At 58.0% G+C, this 24,067-nt stretch carries 22 protein-coding genes and 2 tRNA genes; 12 read left to right on the top strand and 12 right to left on the bottom strand.

Annotation, left to right across the window (positions count from 1 at the left end; genetic code table 11):
• Positions 1-6: 6 nt before the first annotated feature.
• The 5 genes from nrdR to DA792_RS04670 all read right to left on the bottom strand — a co-directional run bounded on the left by nrdR (position 7) and on the right by DA792_RS04670 (position 2,331).
• On the bottom strand, positions 7-474 hold the full coding sequence (gene nrdR, locus DA792_RS04690) for a transcriptional regulator NrdR (RefSeq protein WP_009572755.1): 468 nt from the start codon (positions 472-474) through the stop codon (positions 7-9).
• Positions 475-607: 133 nt separating this feature from the next.
• Positions 608-1,027, bottom strand: a complete 420-nt coding sequence (locus tag DA792_RS04685) for a secondary thiamine-phosphate synthase enzyme YjbQ (RefSeq protein ID WP_107718532.1) — start codon at positions 1,025-1,027, stop codon at positions 608-610.
• Positions 1,024-1,512: a hypothetical protein gene (locus DA792_RS04680; RefSeq protein ID WP_107718530.1), complete on the bottom strand. Its 489-nt coding sequence runs from the start codon at positions 1,510-1,512 to the stop codon at positions 1,024-1,026. The genes DA792_RS04685 and DA792_RS04680 overlap by 4 nt, the downstream gene beginning before the upstream one ends.
• Before the next feature lie 72 nt (positions 1,513-1,584).
• Positions 1,585-1,845 (bottom strand): hypothetical protein, encoded by a 261-nt coding sequence (locus tag DA792_RS04675; protein WP_107718528.1) that lies wholly within the window; start codon positions 1,843-1,845, stop codon positions 1,585-1,587.
• 90 nt (positions 1,846-1,935) lie between these two features.
• Positions 1,936-2,331 carry a winged helix-turn-helix transcriptional regulator gene (locus tag DA792_RS04670; RefSeq protein WP_107718526.1) on the bottom strand — a complete coding sequence of 132 codons (396 nt, stop codon included), beginning with the start codon at positions 2,329-2,331 and terminating at the stop codon, positions 1,936-1,938.
• A gap of 112 nt (positions 2,332-2,443) precedes the next feature.
• Between DA792_RS04670 and DA792_RS04665 the strand changes: the two genes are divergently transcribed.
• The gene (locus DA792_RS04665) at positions 2,444-3,295 is read left to right on the top strand and encodes an SDR family oxidoreductase (RefSeq protein WP_107718524.1); all 852 of its coding nucleotides are present in this window, start codon (positions 2,444-2,446) and stop codon (positions 3,293-3,295) included.
• A gap of 37 nt (positions 3,296-3,332) precedes the next feature.
• On the opposite strand, the gene DA792_RS04660 is transcribed toward DA792_RS04665, so the two are convergent.
• The 4 genes from DA792_RS04660 to dnaG form a co-directional block, all read right to left on the bottom strand.
• The gene (locus DA792_RS04660; protein WP_107718522.1) at positions 3,333-3,635 is read right to left on the bottom strand and encodes an HlyU family transcriptional regulator; all 303 of its coding nucleotides are present in this window, start codon (positions 3,633-3,635) and stop codon (positions 3,333-3,335) included.
• A 152-nt stretch (positions 3,636-3,787) separates the two neighbouring features.
• The gene (locus DA792_RS04655; protein ID WP_107718521.1) at positions 3,788-4,270 is read right to left on the bottom strand and encodes a mismatch-specific DNA-glycosylase; all 483 of its coding nucleotides are present in this window, start codon (positions 4,268-4,270) and stop codon (positions 3,788-3,790) included.
• 39 nt (positions 4,271-4,309) lie between these two features.
• Positions 4,310-6,313, bottom strand: a complete 2,004-nt coding sequence (gene rpoD / locus DA792_RS04650) for an RNA polymerase sigma factor RpoD (RefSeq protein ID WP_107718519.1) — start codon at positions 6,311-6,313, stop codon at positions 4,310-4,312.
• 277 nt (positions 6,314-6,590) lie between these two features.
• A complete protein-coding gene (gene dnaG / locus DA792_RS04645; protein WP_107718517.1) occupies positions 6,591-8,576 on the bottom strand; it encodes a DNA primase in 1,986 nt (661 codons plus the stop codon).
• A gap of 454 nt (positions 8,577-9,030) precedes the next feature.
• Here dnaG and DA792_RS04640 point away from each other — a divergent pair, with 454 nt between their 5' ends.
• From DA792_RS04640 to DA792_RS04630, 3 genes are read left to right on the top strand one after another with little or no spacing between them, the layout of a single operon-like run.
• The gene (locus tag DA792_RS04640; RefSeq protein ID WP_107718515.1) at positions 9,031-10,755 is read left to right on the top strand and encodes a TadE/TadG family type IV pilus assembly protein; all 1,725 of its coding nucleotides are present in this window, start codon (positions 9,031-9,033) and stop codon (positions 10,753-10,755) included.
• Positions 10,752-11,297, top strand: a complete 546-nt coding sequence (locus DA792_RS04635; RefSeq protein ID WP_107718513.1) for a TadE/TadG family type IV pilus assembly protein — start codon at positions 10,752-10,754, stop codon at positions 11,295-11,297. The genes DA792_RS04640 and DA792_RS04635 overlap by 4 nt, the downstream gene beginning before the upstream one ends.
• 11 nt (positions 11,298-11,308) lie before the next feature.
• Positions 11,309-11,971: a TadE/TadG family type IV pilus assembly protein gene (locus DA792_RS04630; RefSeq protein WP_159075165.1), complete on the top strand. Its 663-nt coding sequence runs from the start codon at positions 11,309-11,311 to the stop codon at positions 11,969-11,971.
• 35 nt (positions 11,972-12,006) lie between these two features.
• Here the strand turns inward: DA792_RS04630 and DA792_RS04625 are convergent, their stop codons facing one another.
• The gene (locus tag DA792_RS04625) at positions 12,007-12,495 is read right to left on the bottom strand and encodes a hypothetical protein (RefSeq protein WP_107718509.1); all 489 of its coding nucleotides are present in this window, start codon (positions 12,493-12,495) and stop codon (positions 12,007-12,009) included.
• A gap of 219 nt (positions 12,496-12,714) precedes the next feature.
• On the opposite strand from DA792_RS04625, the gene DA792_RS04620 reads away from it, so the two are divergent.
• The 7 genes from DA792_RS04620 to DA792_RS04590 all read left to right on the top strand — a co-directional run bounded on the left by DA792_RS04620 (position 12,715) and on the right by DA792_RS04590 (position 19,595).
• Positions 12,715-13,047, top strand: a complete 333-nt coding sequence (locus DA792_RS04620; protein WP_107718507.1) for a hypothetical protein — start codon at positions 12,715-12,717, stop codon at positions 13,045-13,047.
• Between the two features lie 210 nt (positions 13,048-13,257).
• Positions 13,258-14,496, top strand: a complete 1,239-nt coding sequence (locus DA792_RS04615; protein ID WP_439099381.1) for a homoserine dehydrogenase — start codon at positions 13,258-13,260, stop codon at positions 14,494-14,496.
• 3 nt (positions 14,497-14,499) lie between these two features.
• Entirely contained in the window at positions 14,500-15,198 is a 699-nt protein-coding gene (locus tag DA792_RS04610) for a ceramidase domain-containing protein (RefSeq protein WP_107718503.1), read from the top strand.
• Between the two features lie 179 nt (positions 15,199-15,377).
• Positions 15,378-16,355 (top strand): class II fructose-bisphosphatase, encoded by a 978-nt coding sequence (gene glpX, locus DA792_RS04605; RefSeq protein ID WP_107718501.1) that lies wholly within the window; start codon positions 15,378-15,380, stop codon positions 16,353-16,355.
• A 120-nt stretch (positions 16,356-16,475) separates the two neighbouring features.
• Positions 16,476-18,218 carry a single-stranded-DNA-specific exonuclease RecJ gene (gene recJ / locus DA792_RS04600; protein ID WP_107718499.1) on the top strand — a complete coding sequence of 581 codons (1,743 nt, stop codon included), beginning with the start codon at positions 16,476-16,478 and terminating at the stop codon, positions 18,216-18,218.
• 115 nt (positions 18,219-18,333) lie between these two features.
• Positions 18,334-18,408, top strand: a tRNA-Glu gene (locus DA792_RS04595).
• A 158-nt stretch (positions 18,409-18,566) separates the two neighbouring features.
• Positions 18,567-19,595, top strand: a complete 1,029-nt coding sequence (locus DA792_RS04590; protein WP_199908113.1) for a hypothetical protein — start codon at positions 18,567-18,569, stop codon at positions 19,593-19,595.
• 124 nt (positions 19,596-19,719) lie between these two features.
• Here the strand turns inward: DA792_RS04590 and DA792_RS04585 are convergent, their stop codons facing one another.
• On the bottom strand, positions 19,720-21,591 hold the full coding sequence (locus DA792_RS04585; RefSeq protein ID WP_107718497.1) for a PHA/PHB synthase family protein: 1,872 nt from the start codon (positions 21,589-21,591) through the stop codon (positions 19,720-19,722).
• Positions 21,592-21,843: 252 nt separating this feature from the next.
• Here DA792_RS04585 and DA792_RS04580 point away from each other — a divergent pair.
• Positions 21,844-21,918: transfer RNA gene (locus tag DA792_RS04580), tRNA-Glu, on the top strand.
• Positions 21,919-22,222: 304 nt separating this feature from the next.
• On the opposite strand, the gene DA792_RS04575 is transcribed toward DA792_RS04580, so the two are convergent.
• The gene (locus DA792_RS04575; RefSeq protein ID WP_107718494.1) at positions 22,223-23,989 is read right to left on the bottom strand and encodes a PQQ-dependent methanol/ethanol family dehydrogenase; all 1,767 of its coding nucleotides are present in this window, start codon (positions 23,987-23,989) and stop codon (positions 22,223-22,225) included.
• Positions 23,990-24,067 lie beyond the last annotated feature (78 nt).

Below are 24,067 nucleotides of genomic sequence, written 5' to 3'. Positions count from 1 at the left end.
AGCGACTTACTCGTCGTGCTTACCTTCCGGGCGCAACTCACTGACAAATTTGTCAAAATCGTCTGCGGCCTGGAAGTTTTTATAAACCGACGCAAAGCGCACGTAAGCCACGGTATCAATCCGCGCGAGGCTTTCCATCACGATCTCACCGATGGTTTTCGATGGGATATCCGTCTCTCCCAAGCTCTCAAGGCGCCGCACGATGCCAGAGATCATCTGATCCAGACGCTCCGGTTCGATCGGGCGTTTTTGCGCGGCGATCCGGATGGAGCGTTCGAGTTTATCGCGATCAAAATCCTCGCGGCGACCATTGGTTTTCACCACGACCAGATCGCGCAGCTGCACGCGCTCATAGGTGGTAAACCGACCACCACAGGCCGAACAAAACCGCCGCCGTCGAATGGCCACATGATCCTCAGCCGGACGGCTGTCTTTCACTTGGGTATCTACATTTCCGCAAAATGGACAACGCATGTCGCGTCCCCTCTTCTGTTCACTGCCTCGTTGCCATGGGGTCTGTGCCCCATTTATCCACAGGTACTATAGGGGGAAGCCCATAACTTGGGTAGATAAAATTTTAACCACGACATGTGGTAGCGGCATTCATTTAACGCAGAAGAGCCGAAAGCTTTCGCAGGTGCGGGCGGGCACGATGTTCGAAAAGGTAAAGTCCTTGCCATGTTCCAAGGGTCATTCGCCCCGAAATGACCGGAATTGTGATCGTTGTCGGCAGTAAGGCAGATTTGATATGGGCCGGCATATCGTCTGGCCCCTCATAGGTATGGGTCAAATAGGCCATGGCGGGCTCCGTCGTGGGCGGGACAAGACGGTGAAAAAATGCAGCGAGGTCGGTTTGGACTTCGGGGTCGGCGTTTTCCTGGATCACGAGCGAGGCGGAGGTATGTTGGACCATCAGGGTCAGCGCCGCCTCCATCGGCCCCTCCCCCGCGACCCAACGCGCCACATCTGCGGTAATCTCATATAGCCCCGGACCATGGGTCGGAATTTCGAACAGATGGTGGCTCATTCACAGGCCTCCTGCCAGGTGAAATCCTCATGGGTCCAGCAATAGCCCGCGGCTTCATAAGCATCCGAAAAACTGAACACCGCGTAATTGACACTGTTCGGAAGGCATTCAAATCGGGCGAGTTCCTCCTCGCCCTGTTCAACGATCAGCCCGGCGGACAGCTCATGATCCTCGCTCATCCGGTCCAGCGCGCCCCACAACCGATAGGTCACCTCGCCATTGTGCAGGCTGAGATCCTCCCAAATCGAACGGCCAATACCGGGCCATGGCGTGACGTCGACTTGATCGTAAGGGCGATGCAGAGTCAGTTCCGGCGTCTGACCGGGACGGCCAAACCGGTAAGCCACTCCAGTTTCATCGGTTTCAAGCACCACCGTTTTGCCATTGGCAAAGGAACATTGCAGGAGCGTCTCCGCCTGTGCGGCAGCGCCTAAGGGCATCGCGCTCAAGACCAAAACACCGACCCCAATAGAAAACTGCACCATCTCAGCTCCTCACACACCTGTTCGAGGCAAATCTAACCGAGCAGGTCACGAATGCAAATGGCTGCTCTCGCGCTATTGCGCCACGCAGGTCACTGTTGGCCCCGCAGCATCTGATGAGAGCGAGGCGCTGACGACCGTTGCGTCATGGACGGGGGCGAAAAACACCGCTTCGAGCGTTGCGACACAGCGACTGAGGTCTTCGGGCAGCACGGTGATGACAATCGGCTCAGCCGCAGAGAGGGGCTGCGTTTGCGCGGGCGCATGCGGCAGGGCAAACGCAGCCCCGGCAACGGTCACGGTCATGGCTATCAAGGCTTTGGTGATCCAGGACATGGCAGGTCTCCTGTGGCTATACACAGAGGAAACGCGTCAAAGGTTAATTCGGATTAAAAGCCGCCACAGCTTTCTGTGGATAACAAAATTTTATCCCCCAGACGCCGAAAAACGATCCCGCGCCGCCATAATATCAGGCATGTTTTGCCCCGCCCAATCCATCATCGCATGCAGCGGCGTCAAAAAAGAGCGGCCAAGATCGGTCAGACTATAGGCCACGCTGGGCGGTTTGGTGTCAAACACCTCACGACGCACCAGCCCGTCACGTTCGAGATCGCGCAGGCTTTGCGTCAGCATCCGTTTGGAAATATCCGGCAAGGCCCGCCCAAGCGCATTGAACCGCTGCGCCCCATTCTCCAGCTCCAGCAAAATCAGCGTCGTCCATTTGGCCGCCAGGTGATCCAACACCTGCCGCACCGGGCAATTTTTCGGGTCAAACCCATCGGCTTTCCATTGCTCTATCCGGCTTTGGGCGCTGTCTCGCATCTGACGTGGTTCCCTCTGTGTGCCCTAGGACCGAAAAAGTGCCTCCTTTTCAGGTCCGAAATAAGTCTCTAAATGAGACCTATACTCGTTTCCGCACTGAAAGGGAAGACACATGACCACCTATCTCGTCACCGGCGCCTCCGGCCAATTGGGCCAACGCGTCATCGACACCCTCGCCACCCGCGTTGCCAAAAGCGACATCATCGCATTGGTGCGCTCTGACAAAGCCGCAGAAGACTATGCCGCCAAAGGCATCGCCACCCGCTTTGGCGACTACACCGACGCAGCTGCGCTTGAGGCGGCCTTTGCCGGGGTGGATCGCCTACTTTTGATATCCTCTTCCGACGTTGGCCAACGCGCCGCACAGCATGGCAATGTCATCGCTGCGGCCAAGGCGGCGGGCGTGTCCTTTATCGCCTATACGTCGATCCTGAACGCCCAAGACAGCACCATGGCGCTGGCCGAGGAACACAAAGCGACCGAGGACATGTTGGCGGCCTCGGGCATCCCCTACACGCTCTTGCGCAATGGGTGGTATTCCGAAAACATCACCATGACACTGAGCCAAGATCTTGAATTGGGGCAACATTTCGGGGCTGCGGGTACGGGAAAACTCGCCACCGCCACGCGTCAGGATTATGCCGACGCGACGGCTGTTGTTTTGGCTGGTGGTCATGATGGCGCGGTGTTGGAACTTGCGGGCGATGAGGGCTACACGCTGGCGGAGTATGCCGCGCTTGTCTCTGATCTGTCAGGCAAAGCGGTCGCCTATACCGACATGCCAGAGGCCGCCTTTGCCGAGGCGCTCCTGAGCGCAGGCCTGCCAAAAGGCTTTGCCACAATCTTAGCGGATTCGGACGCAAAAGCGGCTCAGGGCGCTTTGTTTGACGGTAGCAAGACGCTCTCAAAGCTGATTGGCCGCCCGACCGAACCGATTGCTCAGACGATCAAAGCCGCGCTCTGATCCTGCGCCTCAAGGCCCTGACCGCACGCGGTCGGGGTCACATCCGGGGATCGGCAAAAATCGCGTCGCCCATCTGGTCGATAAAAATTTGCGCCTTGCGCAGGCTTTCCCGACGCGCATCGTCGATGTCGCTCATCGTATCGGCCCGGATCATCCTATGGGCGCGGGTCTCGCCGCCAAAATCCTTTTCGATCTTGGCCGCGATGCGATAGCCGCTCTCGGCCTTCATCGGCTCGGGAAAGATGCGGTAGTCATTGCCGTAAAGCTCGGGCTTTGTGCTGTGGTGTGGCGCGGTGTCGGGTTGCGATTTGCCGCCGAAGAGTTTTCCGAAAAGGGACATGGGGGCCTCCTGTTTGGGGGCAGTTTGGCGTGGTGGAGTCGGGAGTGCAAGGTGGTGCGCATCGCCTGACCGGGGGCTGTCAAAGGATAAACACCAAACCAAATCGACGATATGCAAACCCCTTTAGAGATATTCAATTATAGTGAATGTCACTAACGAATCTCAACCGCCAGTGCGCGCCACGGTTCAATGTCCCAGTAGGCGCGTGCCGCACCAGAGGTAGATGGTAAAATCCAAATTTCTGGAAACCCTGAAAAGTGATACTTGCCATATCTCTCTATGCATTTTTTACCGAAAACAACTTGACCCGCCTTTTTACCATTAAAGGCAATCTTTCGAGGTTGAAATTCATGCACAACACCCACCAACCGATGCACCGCAAAATCCTGTTTTGAAAGTTTTCGGTCCATGCCCGATTTATTTTTGACCAGGTCAGTCAAACCTATTTTATGTGAAAGCAGTTTGTCTTCTTCGCCAATCGACAAGGCTTGAGAAACCAGACCAACCTCAGACAAAACTGACCAGAACCGGTTTCCGCGTCCTGCATAATAGGAGCCAATTTCTGCAGACCTACGACCCGCCGCAGTTCCACAAAAAAGGACTTCTAAATCCCACTCTAAAAAGTCTTGAAGCATAAAACAAAAACGCCCCCCTTTCGGGAGGCGCCTCTCACTTTACTGATCCAAGAACGACCGCAGTTTGCGCGACCGGCTTGGGTGTTTCAACTTCCGCAGGGCTTTCGCTTCGATCTGACGGATGCGTTCGCGGGTGACCGAGAACTGTTGGCCGACTTCTTCGAGCGTGTGGTCCGTGTTCATGCCGATGCCAAACCGCATCCGCAAGACGCGTTCTTCACGCGGGGTGAGCGAGGCCAGAACGCGGGTGGTGGTCTCTTTCAGGTTTTCCTGAATCGCCGCATCCAGTGGCAGGATGGCGTTTTTGTCCTCGATGAAATCGCCGAGTTGTGAATCTTCCTCGTCGCCAATCGGAGTTTCCAAAGAGATCGGCTCTTTGGCGATTTTCATCACTTTGCGGACTTTTTCCAAAGGCATTTGCAGCTTTTCTGCCAATTCCTCAGGTGTCGGTTCGCGGCCGATTTCGTGGAGCATCTGACGCCCGGTGCGCACGAGTTTGTTGATCGTTTCGATCATGTGCACAGGGATACGGATGGTGCGGGCCTGATCGGCGATCGAGCGGGTGATCGCCTGACGAATCCACCAGGTCGCATAGGTGGAGAATTTATAGCCGCGACGATATTCAAACTTATCGACGGCTTTCATCAGGCCAATGTTGCCTTCCTGAATGAGATCGAGGAATTGCAAACCGCGGTTGGTGTATTTTTTCGCAATCGAAATCACCAGACGCAGGTTGGCCTCGACCATTTCTTTCTTGGCCTGACGCGCCTCTTTTTCGCCCTTTTGCACCTGTTGCACGATGCGGCGGAATTCGGAAATATCCACACCAACATACTGACCAACCATGGCCATTTCAGAGCGCAGCTCTTCGACTTTCGGTGTGTGGCGTTCGACAAACATCTGCCAGCCGCGCCCGGCCTTTTCCGCCATACGATCCAACCAAGACGGGTCCAATTCGTAGCCGCGATATTCATCAATGAACTCTTTGCGATTGATCCGAGCCTGATCGGCGAGTTTCACCATGTTGGAGTCGATCGACATAACGCGTTTGTTGATGCCGTAAAGCTGGTCAATCAACGCTTCGATCCGGTTGTTGTGCAGGTGAAGCGAGTTCACCAAAACGACGATTTCGGAGCGCAGCTTTTGGTAGGTCGCCTCTTCATTGTCGGAGAAACTATTGTCCTCGTTCAATGTGGCCGACATCCGCTGATCCTGCATCTCGGACAGGTTGGCGAAGTCTTCGGAAATGCGCGCAAGGGTTTCAAGAACCTGCGGCTTCAATGCCGCTTCCATCGCCGCCAAAGACATGTTGGCCTGTTCGTCGTCATCCTCGTCGTCATCGTCATCCGTGGAGATCGGATTGCCGTCGGCGTCGTATTCTTGTGCCTTCTCTTTGGTCTCATCGTCGGAGGAGCTGCTGCTGCTCGTCGCCAGACCGCCGACAACGCTCTCTTCGTCATCGCCATCAACGCCGGTGCCAAACGTGGCCTCAAGGTCGATCACATCGCGCAAAAGAATGTCTTCGGACAAAAGTTCGTCGTGCCAGATGGTGATCGCCTGAAAGGTCAGCGGGCTCTCGCAAAGCCCCAAGATCATCGTGTTGCGACCGGCCTCAATGCGCTTGGCAATCGCGATCTCGCCTTCGCGCGACAGCAATTCAACAGAGCCCATTTCGCGCAGATACATCCGCACGGGGTCGTCGGTGCGATCCAGTTTTTCGGTCTCAGACGCCGCCATTGCGACATCGCGCGATCCCGTGGCCTGAACCAAAGCGCCGCCCTTGGCGTCGCCTGCGTCCTCGTCCTCGACCTCTTCATCTTCAATAATATTGATGCCCATCTCAGAGAGCATCGACATCACATCTTCGATCTGCTCAGAACTCACCTGTTCCGGCGGCAACACTTTGTTGAGCTGGTCGTAGGTGATGTAGCCCTTTTCACGAGCCTCAGAGATCATCTTTTTGACCGAGGTCTGGCTTACATCCAGCATACCATCCTGATCTTGATCTTCAGTCTTGGCGTCGTCGTTGTCCTTAGCGGCCATACGGCACTCCCCTTCACGTCACTGTTGGGCCCCATCAAGCGCATCGGATAGGCCCGACGCCCCCTGTGGTTGGCCCGCGAATCACCCCTGTCCCAAGGGCTGATCTTCGGATGAAACGAATCATGTCATGCGATTCGCCGATTCGCTACCCGAATACCCATATTTCCTTAACCATTCCTGCACCAGAGGCCAGCGAACGCTGCCCCTTCTTCTGCAACAGATAGAGCACAGGTGCCGCATGTCATCCGCGCGCCGCATATTTGAGCGCAGGACAGGCTCACTTTTGCGGATTGATCTTGGACAAAAGCGCATGAAACGCCTCGCGCTCACTGCGCGACAAGGCCAATCCGTTGTCAGCCACATCAAACTCGGTGCGGTCCTCCGCCTCCGCCTTGGTCGCGCGATTGCGCGCCTCGGCGGCCTGTCGCAAACGCCAGGTTAATTTCTCATCATCGGCCGCCAACAGCGCCTCTACCCCCTCGGCCAACTCGACACCATAGCCGCGCCGGGCTTTGAGCTTGGCCAATTCTTCGGTCAAACACATCTGCGCCGTGTCCGCTTCGGGGCGACGCACGGGCGGCGCGATTTGAACATGGGGATGCGACATCAACCGATCAAGGGCCTCTTGCCCCACCATGGCGATCACATTTTCACGCAAAGCTGCCGCGTCCACCTCTTCGGCGTGGGTCAGGATGGCATGAAGCAATGCGCCATGTTCCTCGGTGCGCGGGTGCAGCCCCTCAAGTTGCGGCAAAAACGTCAAGGCCAGTCCGGGGTTGCAGATCAGCACGGCCAAAACCACCGCTTCGCGCATCAAATCAGCGTTGTTGTCATCGCCCGAGACGATCATCGAGGCCTTCAGCCCCGCGGTTGGGACCGCAGCAACCTGATAACGGCCCTGCCCGCCCGGTCCCGGCACCCAAGCGCGTTTTGGCGCGCCATTTCTGCCCCCGCCACGCGCCTCGCCATTGCCCGATCTTTGCGGCCGGAACAGTTGAAAACGCATATCTTTGAGGATTTCGCCATAGTGGCCTTTGATCGAGGCATCTGTAATCGGTCGGATGGCATCGCGCAGCGCCTTGTCCAACGTGGCGCGCCGTTCCGGGCTGTCGAACACTTTGCCCTCGGTCTCACGCCGCCACAACAGCGTCACCATTGGCACCGCCGCGTCCAACACCTCTTGCATCGCGCTCGCGCCCTTGGCCTTGATCAGATCATCGGGATCTTGGCCCTCCGGCAGGATCGCAAAGCGCAGCGATTGCCCGGCCTGAAGCAGCGGCATCGCCAGATCAATCACCCGGTAAGCGGCGCGCAGCCCGGCGGTGTCGCCATCAAGTGCAATCACCGGCTCCGGCGACATCCGCCACATCAATTGCAATTGCCGATCCGTAATGGCCGTGCCCAACGGCGCAACCGTGGCCTCAAACCCGGCCTCCGAAAGTGCGATCACGTCCATATAGCCTTCGGAGACCACCAAGGTTTGACCTTTGCCACAGGCGGCACGCGCCGGACCGTTGTTGTACAGGGCCGCGCCCTTATCAAACAGCAATCGCTCCGGGCCGTTGAGGTATTTCGCCCGCGCGTTCGGGTCCATCGCACGGCCCCCAAAGGAAATCAGCCGCCCCCGGCCATCGCGGATGGGAAACACGATCCGGTCGCGAAAGAAATCGTATGGTTCGCGGCCATCGTCAGGCTTGGCGGCGACCCCGGCCTCAATCGCCAGCTCGGCGGAAATGCCCTGATCTTTGAGCGCACGCAAAAGCGCGTTGCCATTGGGGGCAAAGCCGATCTCAAAGCGATCGCGGGTCTCGGGTTTCATGCCGCGTTTGTCGAGATAGGCCCGCGCCTGTGCCCCGCCTGATTGTTGCAACTGAAGCCGGAAGAACCGGTTCGCCGCCTCGTTGACCTCGGCCAAGGCGCTGCGCTTGTCGGTCTGCTCTTGGGCCCTCGGGTCGCGTTCAGGCATCGGCATCCCGGCCTCGCGCGCCAAAATTTCGACCGCTTCGATGAAGGAGACGTTTTCCGTCTCGCGCACGAATGTGATCGCGTCGCCTTTGGCGTGGCACCCGAAGCAATAGTAAAACCCTTGTTTGTCATCGACATGAAAGGAGGCGGATTTTTCGGTGTGGAATGGGCATGGCGCCCACATATCGCCTTTTCCGGCGTTGGATTTGCGCGCATCCCACATGACTTTTCGCCCGACCACATCGGTCAGTGACAGGCGGGTGCGCAGCTCTTCCAAGAATCCGGGTGGCAATGACATGGGCGGCAGTATCCTCCGTCCGGCGGCCAAGGTCCAGAGGGGCCGCGCATCAAAGAGGCATGTCCGAGCCTGCGCTGTGACTTCCCCTCTTCCCCCCTTCCCCCCTTCCCCGCCGCCAAAAGCCTCTTTCCCCGCCGAAAAGTTCGCAAAGACTTCGCCCTGCCTTAACGACGATGAATCACTTTGTGGCAAAATGGTGCGCCAAATGTGGCGCTCCCAAGGCGCAGTGTGGCAAAATCGTGACCGCCACCTCACTCCCGCCCCCAAACTCCCTCTAAAAGCGCTTTGATCCGCGACCTTTGTGACCATATCAGGGCAAAGCAATCCTCTATTTACTTTAAGAAAATGCAGGATCAACATGCTCTGGATAGGGATTGTACAAAGCACGGAAAATTCCGGCCTTTCTCTATCAAACTGGGAAATGGGGGCACCGCTTTGATGAAAAGATGGTGTCATGCAAGGTTTTGATCGCAGCGATGAAATCGCTGTAGGAAATATGAGTACACAGCGGTCCTTTGGAACGGCGCAAAATGGTGCCGCGAAGGGCATATTTTATAGCCTCACCTCAGCGCCACAGCGTTTGGGGCAGTCTGTACGCATGCTCTCTCGGTTGCGTTTGCCGCAGCCCGACCGCTATGCCCGTGAGGAACATGGCTCTCTGGCTGTGTTCGGCCTGTTCACTTTTGTCATTGTGATGGTTCTGGCTGGGATTGGCGTCGACATCGTGCGCCATGAAACCCTAAGAACCGAGCTCCAAAACACCCTTGATCGCGCCGTGCTGGCCGCTGCCAACCTTGAAAACACCTTTGATCCCGACGTGGTGGTCGAAGACTATTTCGCCAAGGCCGGCCTGTCGCAGTATCTGAGCAGTGTCAAAACCGAAGTGTCCGGCCAAGGCCGACGCGTGACCGCAACCGTGTCCGCCGACATTCCGACCTATTTCATGAAATTCGCCGCCGTCGACACCCTGACATTGGCAAGCCACGGCACTGCTGAACAGGGTCTGGCCAATCTCGAAATCTCGCTTGTGCTTGATGTGTCGAACTCGATGAACAGTTCAAACCGGATTGGCAACCTTGCCCTCGCAGGCAAAGATTTTGCCAAGACCATTTTCGACAACTCCGCGCCTGACACGGTTTCGATGTCCGTTGTTCCCTACTCCACTCAGGTGAACGCGGGCCCGACCATATTGTCGGAATTCAACGTCGAGGATACGCATGACAATTCCTATTGCCTGAACTTCACCGAAAGCGATTTCGAAACCACGAACATCGAACCCAAAGACTATGCCGGGTCCAAATATTACCAACAAACAGTGGCGTTTGACCCGTGGTATTACAATGACTTCAACAAAGGCACCCTGCTTGAGGTCTGTGACCCCCACAGCTACAACCGCATCCTGCCGTTCTCCAATTCGCTTGCTGATGTGCAAAGCAAAATCGGCGGCCTTCAAGCCGACGGCAACACCTCCATTGATGTCGGCGTGAAATGGGGGGCTGCTTTGCTTGATACCTCCGCCGCCCCTCTGACCGCCGCGCTCATCAGCACAGGCGAAGTGTCCTCCGCCATGTCGGGACGCCCAACAGCGAACTCTGGCTCGACCCTCAAAGTGATGGTGGTGATGACCGATGGTGTGAACACCACGCAATATTACATGCCCTCAAATTACCGCTCCGGCAATTCGGATATCTATCTTGCCCCCGATGGCAAGGTCTCTTTCCCGATCAGCAAAAGGAAATGCAGCTACTATTCCTGCTGGTATGAAACCCAATGGTATGAACCGCAAAGCCGAAATTACTACAGCGCCGTCTATGGTGGCTCAAACGCCACGCTACTGACATGGCCCGAAGTGTGGAAACGCTTCACCGTCGAAAGCCATGCCTATGCCCGCTACTATGCGTCCGGCAGCGCCAATGACTATTACTTCTGGACCGGTGCCACCCGCGTTGGCGTGAGCGGCTCCACCAAGAACGCGCGTCTGGACAAAATCTGTACTGCGGCCAAAAACAACGGTGTTTTGATCTTTACCATCGGGTTCGAAGCCCCCAGCGACGCCGAAGATGTGCTGATCTCCTGCGCCTCCTCTCCGTCGCATTACTATGATGTGGATGGTTTGGAAATCGCCGACGCTTTTGCTGCAATCGCCACAAAGGTAACGGAACTGAGGTTGGTCGAATGAGTGCTTTATCCGCCCTAAGACGCCTGTCGCGGCGCTATCGTCGCGGCGAAACTGGCAGCTCGACAATCGAATTTGTCATCGTCTTTCCGGTGTTCGCGTTCCTGATGATGGGCAGCTATGAGATCGGGTATTACACGGTCTCCTCCTCCATGCTGGACCGGGGGCTTGACCTTGCTGTGCGCGATATCCGTCTTGGCACAGCCTCAAATGTCACGCTGTCATCGCTCAAGACGGCGGTTTGCACCTATGCGCGCTATGTCCGCAAGTGTGAAGACAACCTGCACATCGCACTTGAACCCGTGGATGCAAATAATTTTGTGCGCCCCGCCTATATCGCGGAGTGCATTGACAGGAACCAAAACATCACCCCCGCAACCACGTTTAGTGACGGCGGTGAAAATGAACTGATGCTTGTGCGCGCTTGTGTGAACGTCGATCCGATTTTCCCAACCACTTGGCTTGGGGCCGCTTTGGAAGGCACGCCGGGCTCTGGCTATGCGATGGTGTCCACCGCAGGCTTCGTCAACGAACCCAACACATGATCGGAATGCTCATGACATCCTTGCGCACTCATCTGCTGTCTTTTGCCCGTCGCTACCAACGCGACGACCAAGGCACATGGTCTGTCGAAGCCGTGATCATGACCCCGTTGATCCTATTCTCATTGGTGTTTTGTTACACGTTCTTCACCGCGTTTCAGGCCAAATCAGAGGCCAACAAAGCCAATTATACGATCTCTGATTACCTCTCGCGGCAAACCGACCCGGTCACCCCGACCTTTCTCAATGGGACGGCGGATCTCTATCGTTTTCTCAACAACTCCGGCAACATCGACATGCGTGTCTCTGAGGTCAAGTTTTCGGTCGACAGCGATGGCAACGGGACCTACAGCCTCGTGTGGTCCTACGCCGTGGGCAATTTCTCGGCATTGACCGGGGATAGCCTGTCTGGCGTCGAAAACCGCCTACCGCTTTTGGCGAATGGGGAAGAGGTGCTTTTGGTCGAAACCGTGCGCAACTGGGCGCCACTGTTCGATGTGGGCTTGGGCGCACAATTGTCTTTTGCCGACACAATCACCACCAAACCCCGCTTTGCAACACAGGTTTTGTTTGATGACGGCACGACATCTTCGGGGTCGTCAAACACAGACACCACCGACGATCCCAACATGGATCAAGGCAGCGGCACGCGCAAATATAATAGATATTATTATTGATCGCTTGGAGGCGGATCACGGCTCAGCTCAATGGCTCAGTCGATCCGCCCTGCGCCTGCAATGCGTGCTGCGATCACATCGGCCATCGCTTTGCCTTGGCCTGCGGGGGTTACCCCGCCGACCCCGATCCGGTGCCCCAATCGCCACCACAGACCCGGCACCCACGCGCGCGGGTATGCTGTCTGATCCGGGCCCGTTTTCAATCGGATCATAAAGCCGTTTGAGGGTTTGAAGGCAAACGTGCCGCGTTCGACGGCGGAAATATCGTCCAACCGACACAAAACCCGGCCGCCCTGCTCAATCAGAGCCTCTTCGGTCAAAACCAAACCGCGCCCGGTTGCCCGCCACACCAGCCACGCAAAGGCAAAGGCCAACACGGCCATCGCCAAAAGCAAGGCAATCCACCCCATCCCGACCGCTTCAGGCTGCGCCGCGATCCAGACAAGCAAGGCCCCCAATGCGACCAGCATTGCCGCGGCACTCGCACGTCGGGCGGGGGACGGGAGGAGGATGAAATCGGACATATGGATGCTCCTGTTGGGGCTTTTTTCAGGGCTTCAGAAGGCCCTCTCATGATGGACCCACCAAACGACATACACCCGTGCGAGACGCTGGACCTTTTGACCTCAGGTGACGTGCAAAAGGCTGTAACGCAAAAGCCGCACAACGGAAAGCCATCTTGTCCCGAAGCACGGTGCAAGGTAAGCAAACATAGTTTATCCTGCCAACGGACCCTGCCGATCATGTTGCGCCATCGCCCCTTTCGCTCTTTTTATGTGGCCTTGCCTTTGGCCGCCGCGCTCTTGGGCCTCTCTGGCTGTGCCAATCGTCCAGACCTATCGGGGCGTGTCGCGCCGGTTGATGCAACTCAGGCTTGGCCAAGCCTGTTGAGTTCAGCGACGCTCAGTGCCACACCGCCCGCAACCGAGGCTGGCGCAGAGGCCGCCACGGCTCTGGCACAAAGGGCCGCCGCGCTGGCCGCGCGGGGTCGCGCCTTATCCAGAACCCCAGTCCTGACACAGGCCGAGCGTGCCCGCCTGCTGGCCGCTCTTGCCCGCACAGACGCCCCCTCTTAACCGCACATCTCGGCACGCGTCGGCCCCATCCTGACAGGCGGCAAACCCTGTGACCTCGCCGCCGCCATCACAGTTGCACCTTAGCTCATTCACAGCTATCAGAGCGCACATATTCTTCTTTAGTGATGCGGAGCCTCCTATGCCGAAAACCCCTTCCAAAACCGCCCCCTACGCCTCGGGATTGCGGGTCTCGGCACCGTTGGTGTGGGGGTGATCAAAATCATCCAACGCAAAGCCAATCTTTTGGCCCAACGCACCGGGCGCCCTATCGTTGTCACCGCCGTCTGCGCCCGTTCGCGCGACAAGGATCGCGGCATCGACATGTCCCATTACGCTTGGGAAGACGATCCGGTCGCTTTGGCCCTGCGCGATGATGTGGATGTGTTTGTCGAATTGATGGGCGGTTCCGACGGCCCCGCCAAGGCTGCAACCGAGGCCGCTTTGGCGGCGGGCAAAGACGTGGTCACCGCCAACAAAGCCATGCTGGCGCTGCACGGCCAAGACCTTGCCCTGCGCGCCGAAGCCAAGGGCGCTGTGTTGCGCTATGAGGCGGCCGTCGCCGGTGGTATTCCAGTGATCAAGGCGCTGACCGAAGGCCTTGCGGGTAACCGCATCGAGCGCATCGTCGGCGTGATGAACGGCACCTGCAATTACATCCTGACGCGGATGGAAAACGAGGGCCTGTCCTATGACGAAGTCTTCGCCGCGGCCAAGGCGCTTGGCTATCTCGAAGCCGACCCGACGCTGGATGTGGGTGGCATCGACGCTGGTCACAAGCTGGCCTTGCTGGCCGCTATCGGCTTTGGCACGCAGGTCGATTTTGAGAACATGGTGCTAGAGGGCATCGAACGCATCACCATCGAAGACATTCACCACGCCGCCGACATGGGCTTTCGCATCAAACTTTTGGGCGTGGCACAGATGACCGGGCGCGGCCTTGAACAGCGCATGACACCTTGCCTTGTCCCCGCCACCTCACCTTTGGGTCAGTTGGAAAATGCCACCAATATGGTGGTGCTTGAGGGCGATGAGGTTGGGCAAATCGTGCTGCGCGGCGCAGGTGCGGGCATGGGCCCCACCGCCTCCGCCGTCATGTCCGATGTGATCGACATTGCGCGCGGTGTACGCATTCCGACCTTTGGCGTCCCCGCCGATGTGCTGGAAAAATCCACGCCTGCCGTCGCCGCAACCCCTGCGCCCTATTATTTGCGCATGTCCTTGCTCGACAAACCCGGCGCTTTGGCGAAAATCGCCGCCGCCTTGGGGGACGCAGGTGTGTCCATCGACCGGATGCGCCAATATGGCCAAGAGGCCAATCCAGAGGTCGCGCCCGTGTTGATCGTCACCGACGCCACCTCGCGCAAATCCTTGGATGTGGCATTGGAGGGCATGTCGCAAACCGGCGTTTTGGCCTCTGAACCGGTCGCGATCCGTATTGAAACGGTGTGATCCATGTCGATCTGGCAGGCGCTCAACACCCCTGTCGACATTTACTGCGAGCGGCTCGACCCGTCCTTTTGGGCCGAACCGCTCAACGCCCTGTCCAATGCCGCCTTTCCCCTCGTCGCCCTGCTGATCTGGCAGATGATGCGGGCGCGTGGGCTGATCTCAGCGATGACTGCGGTGTTGATCGGGCTCTGCGCGCTGATTGGGCTCGGCTCGTTTTTGTTTCACACCTTCGCCAATCGTTGGTCAGAATGGGCCGACACCGTGCCGATCTGGGGCTTTGTCGGGTTGTATGTCTATGCGACCCTGACCACGGAGCGCGGCAAATCCCGGCGCTATAAAATCATTGCGGCCACGTTAATTTCCACCGCCACCCTCGCCGTATTGGGTCTCATGGCCACCGGCGAAACCACCGATGCGAATGCCACCGATCCGCTCAATGGCACGGGTCAATATGCTCCCGCGCTGATCGCTTTGCTGGTCTTTGCCGGAGCATCATGGCGGTTGCATTTGCCGCAAACGCCCTGGGTCTTGACCGCCGCCGCGACCTTTCTTGCCTCTCTGGCATTTCGGACCTTTGATATGGCGTTTTGCGACTCGTGGCCCATGGGGACACATTTCATGTGGCATATCCTGAATGCGGCAATGATCGGTTTTTTACTCTTGGCCCGCTCTGTCGCCAGACCCGCCACATCGACGCGGTGACTGCCTATCTACGGGGCGGATTGCGACAAGTTGACGTAATTTTGTTACGTCTCACCAATAAGTTAGCGCAAACAATTGCCTGTTAGCGCACACAGATGCGCGCTCACCTTGCCCCGCCGATGAACATATGGTCATGAGGGGGGGACCATCCAATCCGTCCGTCGAAAAAGGACCATCCCATGTCGAAACCCATCGCTTTTTATGACCGCATGCTGTCGCTCGGTCTCGCCCGTGTCGCCGAACAAGCCGCCCTCGCCTCCGCCGATTTCGTCGGCCTCGGAGATGAAAAAGCCGCTGACCAAGCCGCCGTGAACGCCATGCGCGAACAGCTCAACTCTCTCGACATCAAAGGCGTTGTTGTGATCGGTGAGGGCGAGCGCGACGAAGCCCCGATGCTCTACATCGGCGAAGAGGTTGGCACCGGCGAAGGTCCAGCCGTGGACATCGCCCTTGATCCGCTCGAAGGCACCACATTGACCGCCAAAGACATGCCCAACGCATTGACCGTGATCGCGATGGCGCCGCGCGGCACCTTGTTGCACGCCCCTGATGTGTACATGGACAAACTGGCAATTGGGCCGGGCTACGCCAAAGACGTGATCAGCCTTGCCATGTCCCCGACCGAACGCGTTGAAGCGCTGGCCAAGGCCAAAGGCGTGCGTCCGAACCAGATCAACCTCTGTGTGCTTGAACGTCCCCGCCACGAAGACCTCATCGCCGAATTGCGTGCCACGGGCGCGTCGATCCGCCTGATCACCGATGGCGATGTCGCCGGTGTGATCCACTGTGCCGAGGCCAAAACCGGCATCGACATGTATATGGGCTCTGGCGGCGCCCCAGAGGGCGTTTTGGCGGCCTCCGCGTTGAAATGCATGGGCGGTCAGATGTGGGGTCAGCTTTTGTTCCGCAACGACGACGAACGCGGCCGCGCCACCAAAGCCGGCATCACCGATTTCGACAAAATCTATTCGCGGGACGAACTGGTCACCGGCGATGTGATCTTTGCCGCAACTGGCGTGACTGATGGCTCTATCGTGTCAGGCATCAAACGCGAGCCGGGCTATTTGACCACAGAAACCATTCTGATGCGGTCCAAAACCGGCTCGGTGCGTCACATGACCTACCGCAACCCGATCTCGAACGCGCACCAGCTCTAAGATCACGCCCGAGCCTTGCTCGCAGATGTTTCAGACAGGCGGCTCCTTTGGGGCCGCCTTTTGCTTGTGCCCGACCGCTAGTATTTGCAACTGGCTTGGGCATGGGCGATAAGCTCAGCCATGAGCGATTTTCTTGATGTTACCACCTCTTTGACCGCCCGCCGCTGGGTTGGTCCCACCGATGATCTGATCCGTCAGGCGGAGGCCTTGGCCCAGCACACCGGCCTGCCGGTTGCCCTGTGTCAAACCTTGGCACGGCGGGGCGTAACCGCCGGAGAGGCAGAGCGGTTTTTGGACCCGAAGCTCAAGGACCTTTTGCCCGACCCACTGACATTGAAAGACATGGGCAAAGCCGCCGAGCGGTTTTTGGTCGCGCTGAAAGCCCAACAACGCATTGCGGTGTTTGCCGATTATGACGTCGATGGCGGCACCTCGGCGGCGCTGTTGCTGACGTGGTTGCGTGACATGGGGCATCAGGCGACGCTTTATATTCCCGACCGGATTGATGAGGGCTATGGCCCGAATGAACCGGCCATGGCGGCGCTGGCACAGGACCACGATCTGATCGTTTGCGTCGATTGCGGGACGCTTAGCCACGCGCCCATTGCGGCGGCGAAAGGCGCGGATGTGATCGTTTTGGATCACCATTTGGGTGGAGAGACACTGCCCGAATGCGTTGCCGTGGTGAACCCGAACCGGCAAGATGAGAGTGGCGACCTGGCCCATCTCTGCGCCGCCTCTGTGGTGTTTTTGATGCTGGTTGAGGTCAACCGGCTGATGCGCGCCGAAGGCCAAAAAGGCCCCAATCTGATGGCCGCGCTTGATCTTGTCGCACTGGCCACCGTTGCCGATGTCGCGCCGCTGATTGGTGTCAACCGCGCGCTGGTGCGTCAGGGGCTAAAGGTCATGGCCGGGCGGCATCGCATCGGATTGCGCGCGCTTGCCGATGTGGCCCGGATGGACACCGCCCCGACCTCTTATTCGCTGGGTTTCCTGTTAGGGCCTCGGATCAACGCCGGTGGTCGGATCGGTGCGGCGGATTTAGGCGCGCGGCTTTTGGCCACCCAAGACCCAAATGAGGCACAGGCGCTGGCCGAACGGCTGGACCAGCTCAACACCGAGCGGCGCGAAATTGAAAACGCCGTGCGCGAGGCGGCGCTTGCGCAGGCTGAGGCCCGCGGACTTGACGGTCCGCTGGTCTGGGCCGCAGGCGAAGGTTGGCATCCCGGCGTGGTTGGGATCGTCGCCTCGCGCCTGAAAGAATCCTCCAACCGCCCCGCCATTGTCATCGGCTTTGACGGCGATGAGGGCAAAGGCTCTGGCCGCTCTATTTCGGGCGTCGATCTGGGCGCGTCGATCCAAAAACTGGCGGCTGAGGGGCTTTTGGTCAAAGGCGGCGGCCATAAGATGGCGGCGGGTTTGACCGTGATGCGGGACAAATTGGAACCCGCGATGGAACGCCTGTCTGAATTGCTCGCCAAACAGGGCGCGGGCGACGGCGGGCCTGCGGATTTGAAACTCGACGGGATGCTCATGCCCGGTGCCGCCACGATTGATCTGATCACCCGGTTAGAGGCCGCAGGGCCGTTTGGGGCCGCCGCCCCTGCCCCGCGGTTTGCTTTTCCGTCCTGTGCCATCCATTTCGCCCGACGCATTGGCGAAAGCCACCTGAAAATCAGCTTTTCCGACGGTCTGGGACCGCGTTTGGAGGCGATTTGTTTTGGCGCGTATGATGGCGCTCTGGGTCCGGCGCTTGAGGCCCATGGTGGTGCGCGATTCCATTTGGCTGGACGGCTTGAAATCAACACTTGGGGCGGGCGGCAATCGGTGCAATTGCGCCTTGAGGACGCGGCTCGGGCATGATGGCCCGCGTGACGCATCCTCGCTGTCACCAAGTTGTAAGATTCTGCCGCCAATGCGCAAAATTCCTCTTGCGCCTACGCGGCTGCCCGTCTAAACACCCGCTCACACCAAGCGCGGTCCATTCGTCTATCGGTTAGGACGCCAGGTTTTCAACCTGGAAAGAGGGGTTCGATTCCCCTATGGACTGCCACTTTCCCCATATCCCGATCTTATCTCCCATCGCTGCGCTGCGCCGTTTGGCTGTCGTGTTGACGTTTCGGTTGTCCGCCCCTCTGTCACGACAGGTTCACAGCCTCGTATTAGAGAGCCTCTGCGCGGTGCTTTGCTGCGTTCAAAGGAGATCTCAAAATGATGACCGTTTCCCGGTTGCTCGCGACCGTCAGTGTCTGCGGCATGATGATGGCTGGCGCAGCCTCTGCCGACCCGTTTTCCATGGGCCTTTGGGGCGACATGCCCTATGCCAAGGCCGATGACGCCCCGTTTATTCCCGCGCTGATCGCGGATATCAACGCCTCAGACATCGCCTTTTCCATGTATGATGGTGATATCAAAGACGGGTCTTCTGAGTGCACCGATGCGATCTATACCGATGCGATCACCATGTTTGACAGCCTCAGCGCCCCGGTCATCTATGTGCCCGGCGACAACGAATGGACCGATTGTCATCGCACCAACAACGGTGGCTGGGACAACCTTGAGCGCCTGAGCCATATCCGCCAGACGATGTTCAACACCCTCGACACCTTTGGCGCAACCAAGATGCCGGTTGAGCACCAAGGCACACCGGGCGAAGCCTATGCCGAGAACACCCGCTACAGCCGTGATGGGGCCATGTTTGTGGGCCTCAACGTGCCGGGGTCCAACAACAACATGGTCGTCGATGACGCGGCCTGTACCAAAAAAAGCGAACGCACCGCAGAGCAATGTGCCGCTGACAACGCGGAGTACAAAGAGCGCGATGCCGCAAACATCGCCTGGCTGACCGAGTCCTTTGCCATGGCCAAAGACGCCGGTGACATGGGCATCATGATCGTGCTTCAGGCTGACATGGGCTTTGACATTCCTGAGACCGAGGATGACGACGAAAGCCGCCTGTCGGGCAAAGAAGGCTATGCCGCCTTCCTCGACGCGCTGATGGCTCAGACCGAAGCCTTCGACGGCCAAGTCGTTTTGGTCCATGGCGACACCCATTACTTTAAAATGGACAAGCCGCTGCCGAACGCATCCCACATGTTGGCCAATTTCACCCGTGTTCAGACATTTGGCTCCCCGAACGTGCATTGGGTCAAGGTCGATGTCGACGCAACCACCCGCGACGTGTTCACCTTTCGCCCGATGATTGTGGCCGCGAATGCGATGAAATCTTTGCCGAACTAAGCGCACGTCCGGTTCGGGCGATCAGACGCGCCATTTAAGGCACTCAAACTGTCATCGCCGGGGTTTTGTCCCGGCGATGCTGTTTGTTGGGGGCGTGCTGGATCACACTTGAACCACAGGCCCCTCACGCCCGAAGCACATAGGTCCCCGGTGCCGCACAGAGCGGCGCATAGCCCGCCTCTGCACGCCCCATAGCTGGCAGATCCCCCAGCGGGCCGGAGCGTTCTTTCAACCACAGCGCGTGCGCTGTCCACCATGATCCCTCCTGCGGGGCCACCGCCTCTTGCCACTCATCCGCATCGCGGAACGGCGCATCAAACGCTGTGGTCGCCATGCGGAAATGACGGCCCCGATGGCCGGGTTCGGTGACGATTCCGGCGTTGTGCCCGCCATTGGTCAGAACAAAGGTGACATCTGTGTCGGCAAAGCGGTGGAATTTATAAACCGATTTCCACGGGGCCACATGGTCATCCTCGGTGCCGACCGCAAAAATCGGCGCACGAATGTCGGAGATCGCAATCGGTTTGCCCGCGACCTCATAGCGCCCTTCGGCCAGATCATTGTTCAAAAACAACTGGCGCAGGTATTGCGCATGCATTGTATAGGGCAACCGCGTGCCATCGGCATTCCACGCCAGAAGATCAAACATCTTCATCCGCTCACCCATCAGATAATCATGGACATTGCGCGACCAGATCAGATCGGCAGAGCGCAACAGGCGGAAGGCACCGCCCATCTGTTCGGTCGACAAATAACCCTGATCCCACATCATATCTTCGAGAAAATTGACCTGACTGTCGTTGATAAACAGGGTCAATTCGCCCGCTTCGGTGAAATCGGTTTGCGCGGCCAAAAACGTCAGCGTGTCAAACCGCGTGTCGCCATCGCGCGCCATCGCCGCCGCCGCAATCGCCAGCAAAGTACCGCCAAGACAATAGCCCAACCCATGCACATGATCCGAACCGGTGATCGCCTGAACCGCGTCCAAGGCCTCCATGATGCCCATCGCACGGTAATCCTCCATGCTCAGATCACGGTCTTCGGCCTCCGGGTTGAGCCAAGAAATCATGAACACGCTAAACCCCTGCCCGGTCAGAAATTTGACCATCGAATTTTCGGGCGACAGATCGAGAATGTAATATTTCATGATCCATGCGGGCACGATCAGGATCGGTTCGGGATGAACCTGATCCGTTGTCGGCGCATATTGAATCAGCTCGATCAAGCGGTTGCGATAGACCACCTGACCCGGGCTGGTCGCCAAATCGCGGCCAAGTTGAAACGCCTCGGCCTCGGGTGATTTTTCTTTCGTCACATAGCGCTTGATGTCTTCGCCAAAATTTTGCGCCCCACGCACAAGGTTCATGCCCCCCTGCGCCAGCGTCGCCTGCAAAACCTCGGGGTTGGTCAGCGGCAGGTTTGATGGCGACATCATATCAAGCACCTGACGCGCCAAAAACGCCATCACATTTTCATGCTGTTTCGTCATGCCCGGCACATCGGTCATCGCGTTGTGCCACCATTGTTGTTGCAATAAAAACGACTGATACATCATATTATACGGCCATTCTTGCCAAGACGGATCGCGAAACCGGTGGTCCTGTGGCAGGCTTTCGATACAGGGCTGCACGTCAGCCCCCGACAGGCATCGCCCGGCATATTGCATCTGGCGAGAGGCCTTTTTCCCGGCCTTCTCGATCAGTTCCAATTGTTTGCCGGGGGCGGTTGCCAGATGGGTCAGCCAATCCGCCCAAGCCGCAGCCAGAGCCGAGGGGGCAATGCCCATAGTCACCCGCGCCAACGCGGCATTGGCCGCCTTGTCCATCACGTTATAGACGTTGAAATCCTGATCCGTGTCGCGCTCGGGCGTCCCCAAAGACCTTGGGGTCGCAGCCCCCTTGTCACGCGCCTCACCCGGTTTCACCAAAGCCATTTTGGCCGCAGGTTTCCGAGGGGCATTGACTTTGGGGGGCGTCGTTTTGATCTGGTGTGCCATCACATCCTCCACTCACTCAAGGCGGCATTGCCCGCAGCTTGAGATCATTCTGACCTGTTCCACGCCTCAGAACACTGATTTCAGTCAACCCCCATTCCACTCAGCCAAAGTCCGCCAGACAGCGCCCCAAATCGCCTGTGACTGCCGTTCTGTCTGGCCGGTCGTCCTCCGCAAAAGAAAATCGCAAAATTGTCTCGAAACCCTCTTGCGCTTCGGCGTCATGCCGTCTAATTAGCCGCCTACCAAAAGCGCGGTCCATTCGTCTATCGGTTAGGACGCCAGGTTTTCAACCTGGAAAGAGGGGTTCGATTCCCCTATGGACTGCCACTTATCCCCTCAGATGTATCATGCTGCACCTCGCGTCTCTTCGTGGCGCGATCTGGTGTCCCCGCAGGGTCCAAACCTGTCGCGCTCGGCCTTGGCTATGACGCCTTTCGCGCAACCTCTGGCACGTCAAACATGCGGACATACGCTCTTGCCTCAACCGACATTTTGGCCCATCAGCCGCGGATCAAAACCTTGCCGCGAGACCTCTGATAAGCGCCGCACATAAGCGCAAAAGAAAACCCCGCCACGGCACAGAACCGCAGCGGGGCCAGAGGTGCCTCAGCACCGATTTAAGAGACTGAGATCAGTTCGCCATGGCCAGTTGTTTCGGCAATTTAAAGGTCCAGACCGTGCCACCTTGGTTCAGATAGTTGACCTTTTTGGCCACTTCACCACCCCAGAGCGGAACCGCACCACCCCAGCCGGACACAACGGTGACATACTGTTCGCCGTCCATTTCAAAGGTCACAGGCTGACCAACGATGCCGGAGCCGGTTTGGAACGACCAGAGTTTCTCACCGGTCTCATCGTCAAGCGCGATGAATTCCCCTTCAGGCGTGCCGAAGAACACGAGGCCGCCAGCCGTCGTCATCACACCACCCCAAAGCGGCGCTTCGTTTTGGAAGTCCCATTTGATCTCGCCGGTTTCCGGCTGAATCGCTTTCAAAGACCCGATGTGGCTTTCAAAGATCGGTTTGATGGTGAAACCCGCGCCAAGGTAAGCCGCGCCTTTTTTGTAGGAAATCGGCTCGTTCCAGATGTCCATGCCCCACTCGTTCGACGGCACATAGAACATGCCGGTCTTTTGGCTGTGTGCCATCGGCATCCAGTTTTTGCCCCCCAAGAAGGACGGAACCGAGAACACCATCTCGCCTTTTTCCGCCTCAAGCGGGTTGCCCGGACGGGCCTCTTCGACGTAGATCGGACGACCGGTTTCATCAATCCCTTTGGCCCAGGTGATGTCAGAGACAAACGGGGTTGCGTTCACAAAAGCGCCGTCTTCGCGGTTCAACACGTAGAAGAAACCGTTGCGGTCGGCGGTGGCGAAGCGTTTGTTGCCGTCTTTGTCGACAAAGGCCACAACCTCGTTCACCCCGTCAAAGTCCCAGCCTTCGCGCGGCGTGGTTTGAAAGTGCCATTTGATTTCGCCGGTGGCCGGATCAATGCCCAAACGCGATGCGGCGTAAAGGTTATCGCCCGTGTTGCCCTCAACAGGTGTGCCCGCGTTGCGCAGATGCGAGTTCCACGGTGCCGGGTTGCCCGTCCCAAAGACCAACGTGTTGGTGTCGGCGTCATAGGAGCCACCGAGCCAAGTTGCCCCGCCGCCGGTTTTCCACATATCGCCCGGCCAGGTTGCGTTCAGTGTCCCGGTCATGGTCGAGTCTTCGCCATTGAGCGTGCCCATGTGACCTTCGATCACCGGACGTGTCCAAACCATTTCACCGGTTTCCGCGTCGCGTGCCTGCACTTCGCCGACGATGCCAAATTCACCGCCGGAGTTACCAGTGATGACCAGACCGTTCACGATCAAAGGCGCGGCTGTGTAGGAATAGCCTTCTTTGTAGTTGGCGATCTTTTTGTTCCATTTCACATCGCCGGTTTTCAAATCCAACGCCACGATGCGTGCGTCCAACGTGCCGAAATAGATGTTGTCGCCATAGATCGCGCCGCCACGGTTGATCACGTCACAGCAGGGCAAAATGCCTTCGGGCAGACGGGCGTCATATTGCCAGATCTCTTTGCCGTTGGTCATGTCGATCGCATAAAGGCGCGAATAGGACCCCGTCACATACATGATGCCGTCATGCACCAAAGGCTGGGTCTCTTGCCCGCGCTGCTTTTCGCCACCAAGGCTAAAGGCCCATGCCGGAACAAGGTTTTTCACGTTCTCTTTGTTGAGCGTTTCAAGCGGCGAATAGCGTTGCAGATCGCGCCCCATGCCGTTGGTCAAAATATCGCCCGGTGTGTTTGCGTCGTTCAGCAGGTCCTCTTCGGTGACGCCCGCCAAGGCGCCCCCCGCAAGACCGAACGCCAGAACAGCCGCAGATGCAGCAGATAGAAACCTGTTCATGTGTTTTCCTCCCATGGATGACCAGACGCGCGCTCCCTCTTGGACCCGCGCAGATAAAGCCTGACCAATGATCGCCAA

This window comes from Celeribacter baekdonensis (genome assembly GCF_003047105.1).
GTDB lineage: Bacteria > Pseudomonadota > Alphaproteobacteria > Rhodobacterales > Rhodobacteraceae > Celeribacter > Celeribacter baekdonensis_B.
Note: the sequence above shows the minus strand (reverse complement) of the source record. Positions and strands in the feature narration are given on the sequence as shown.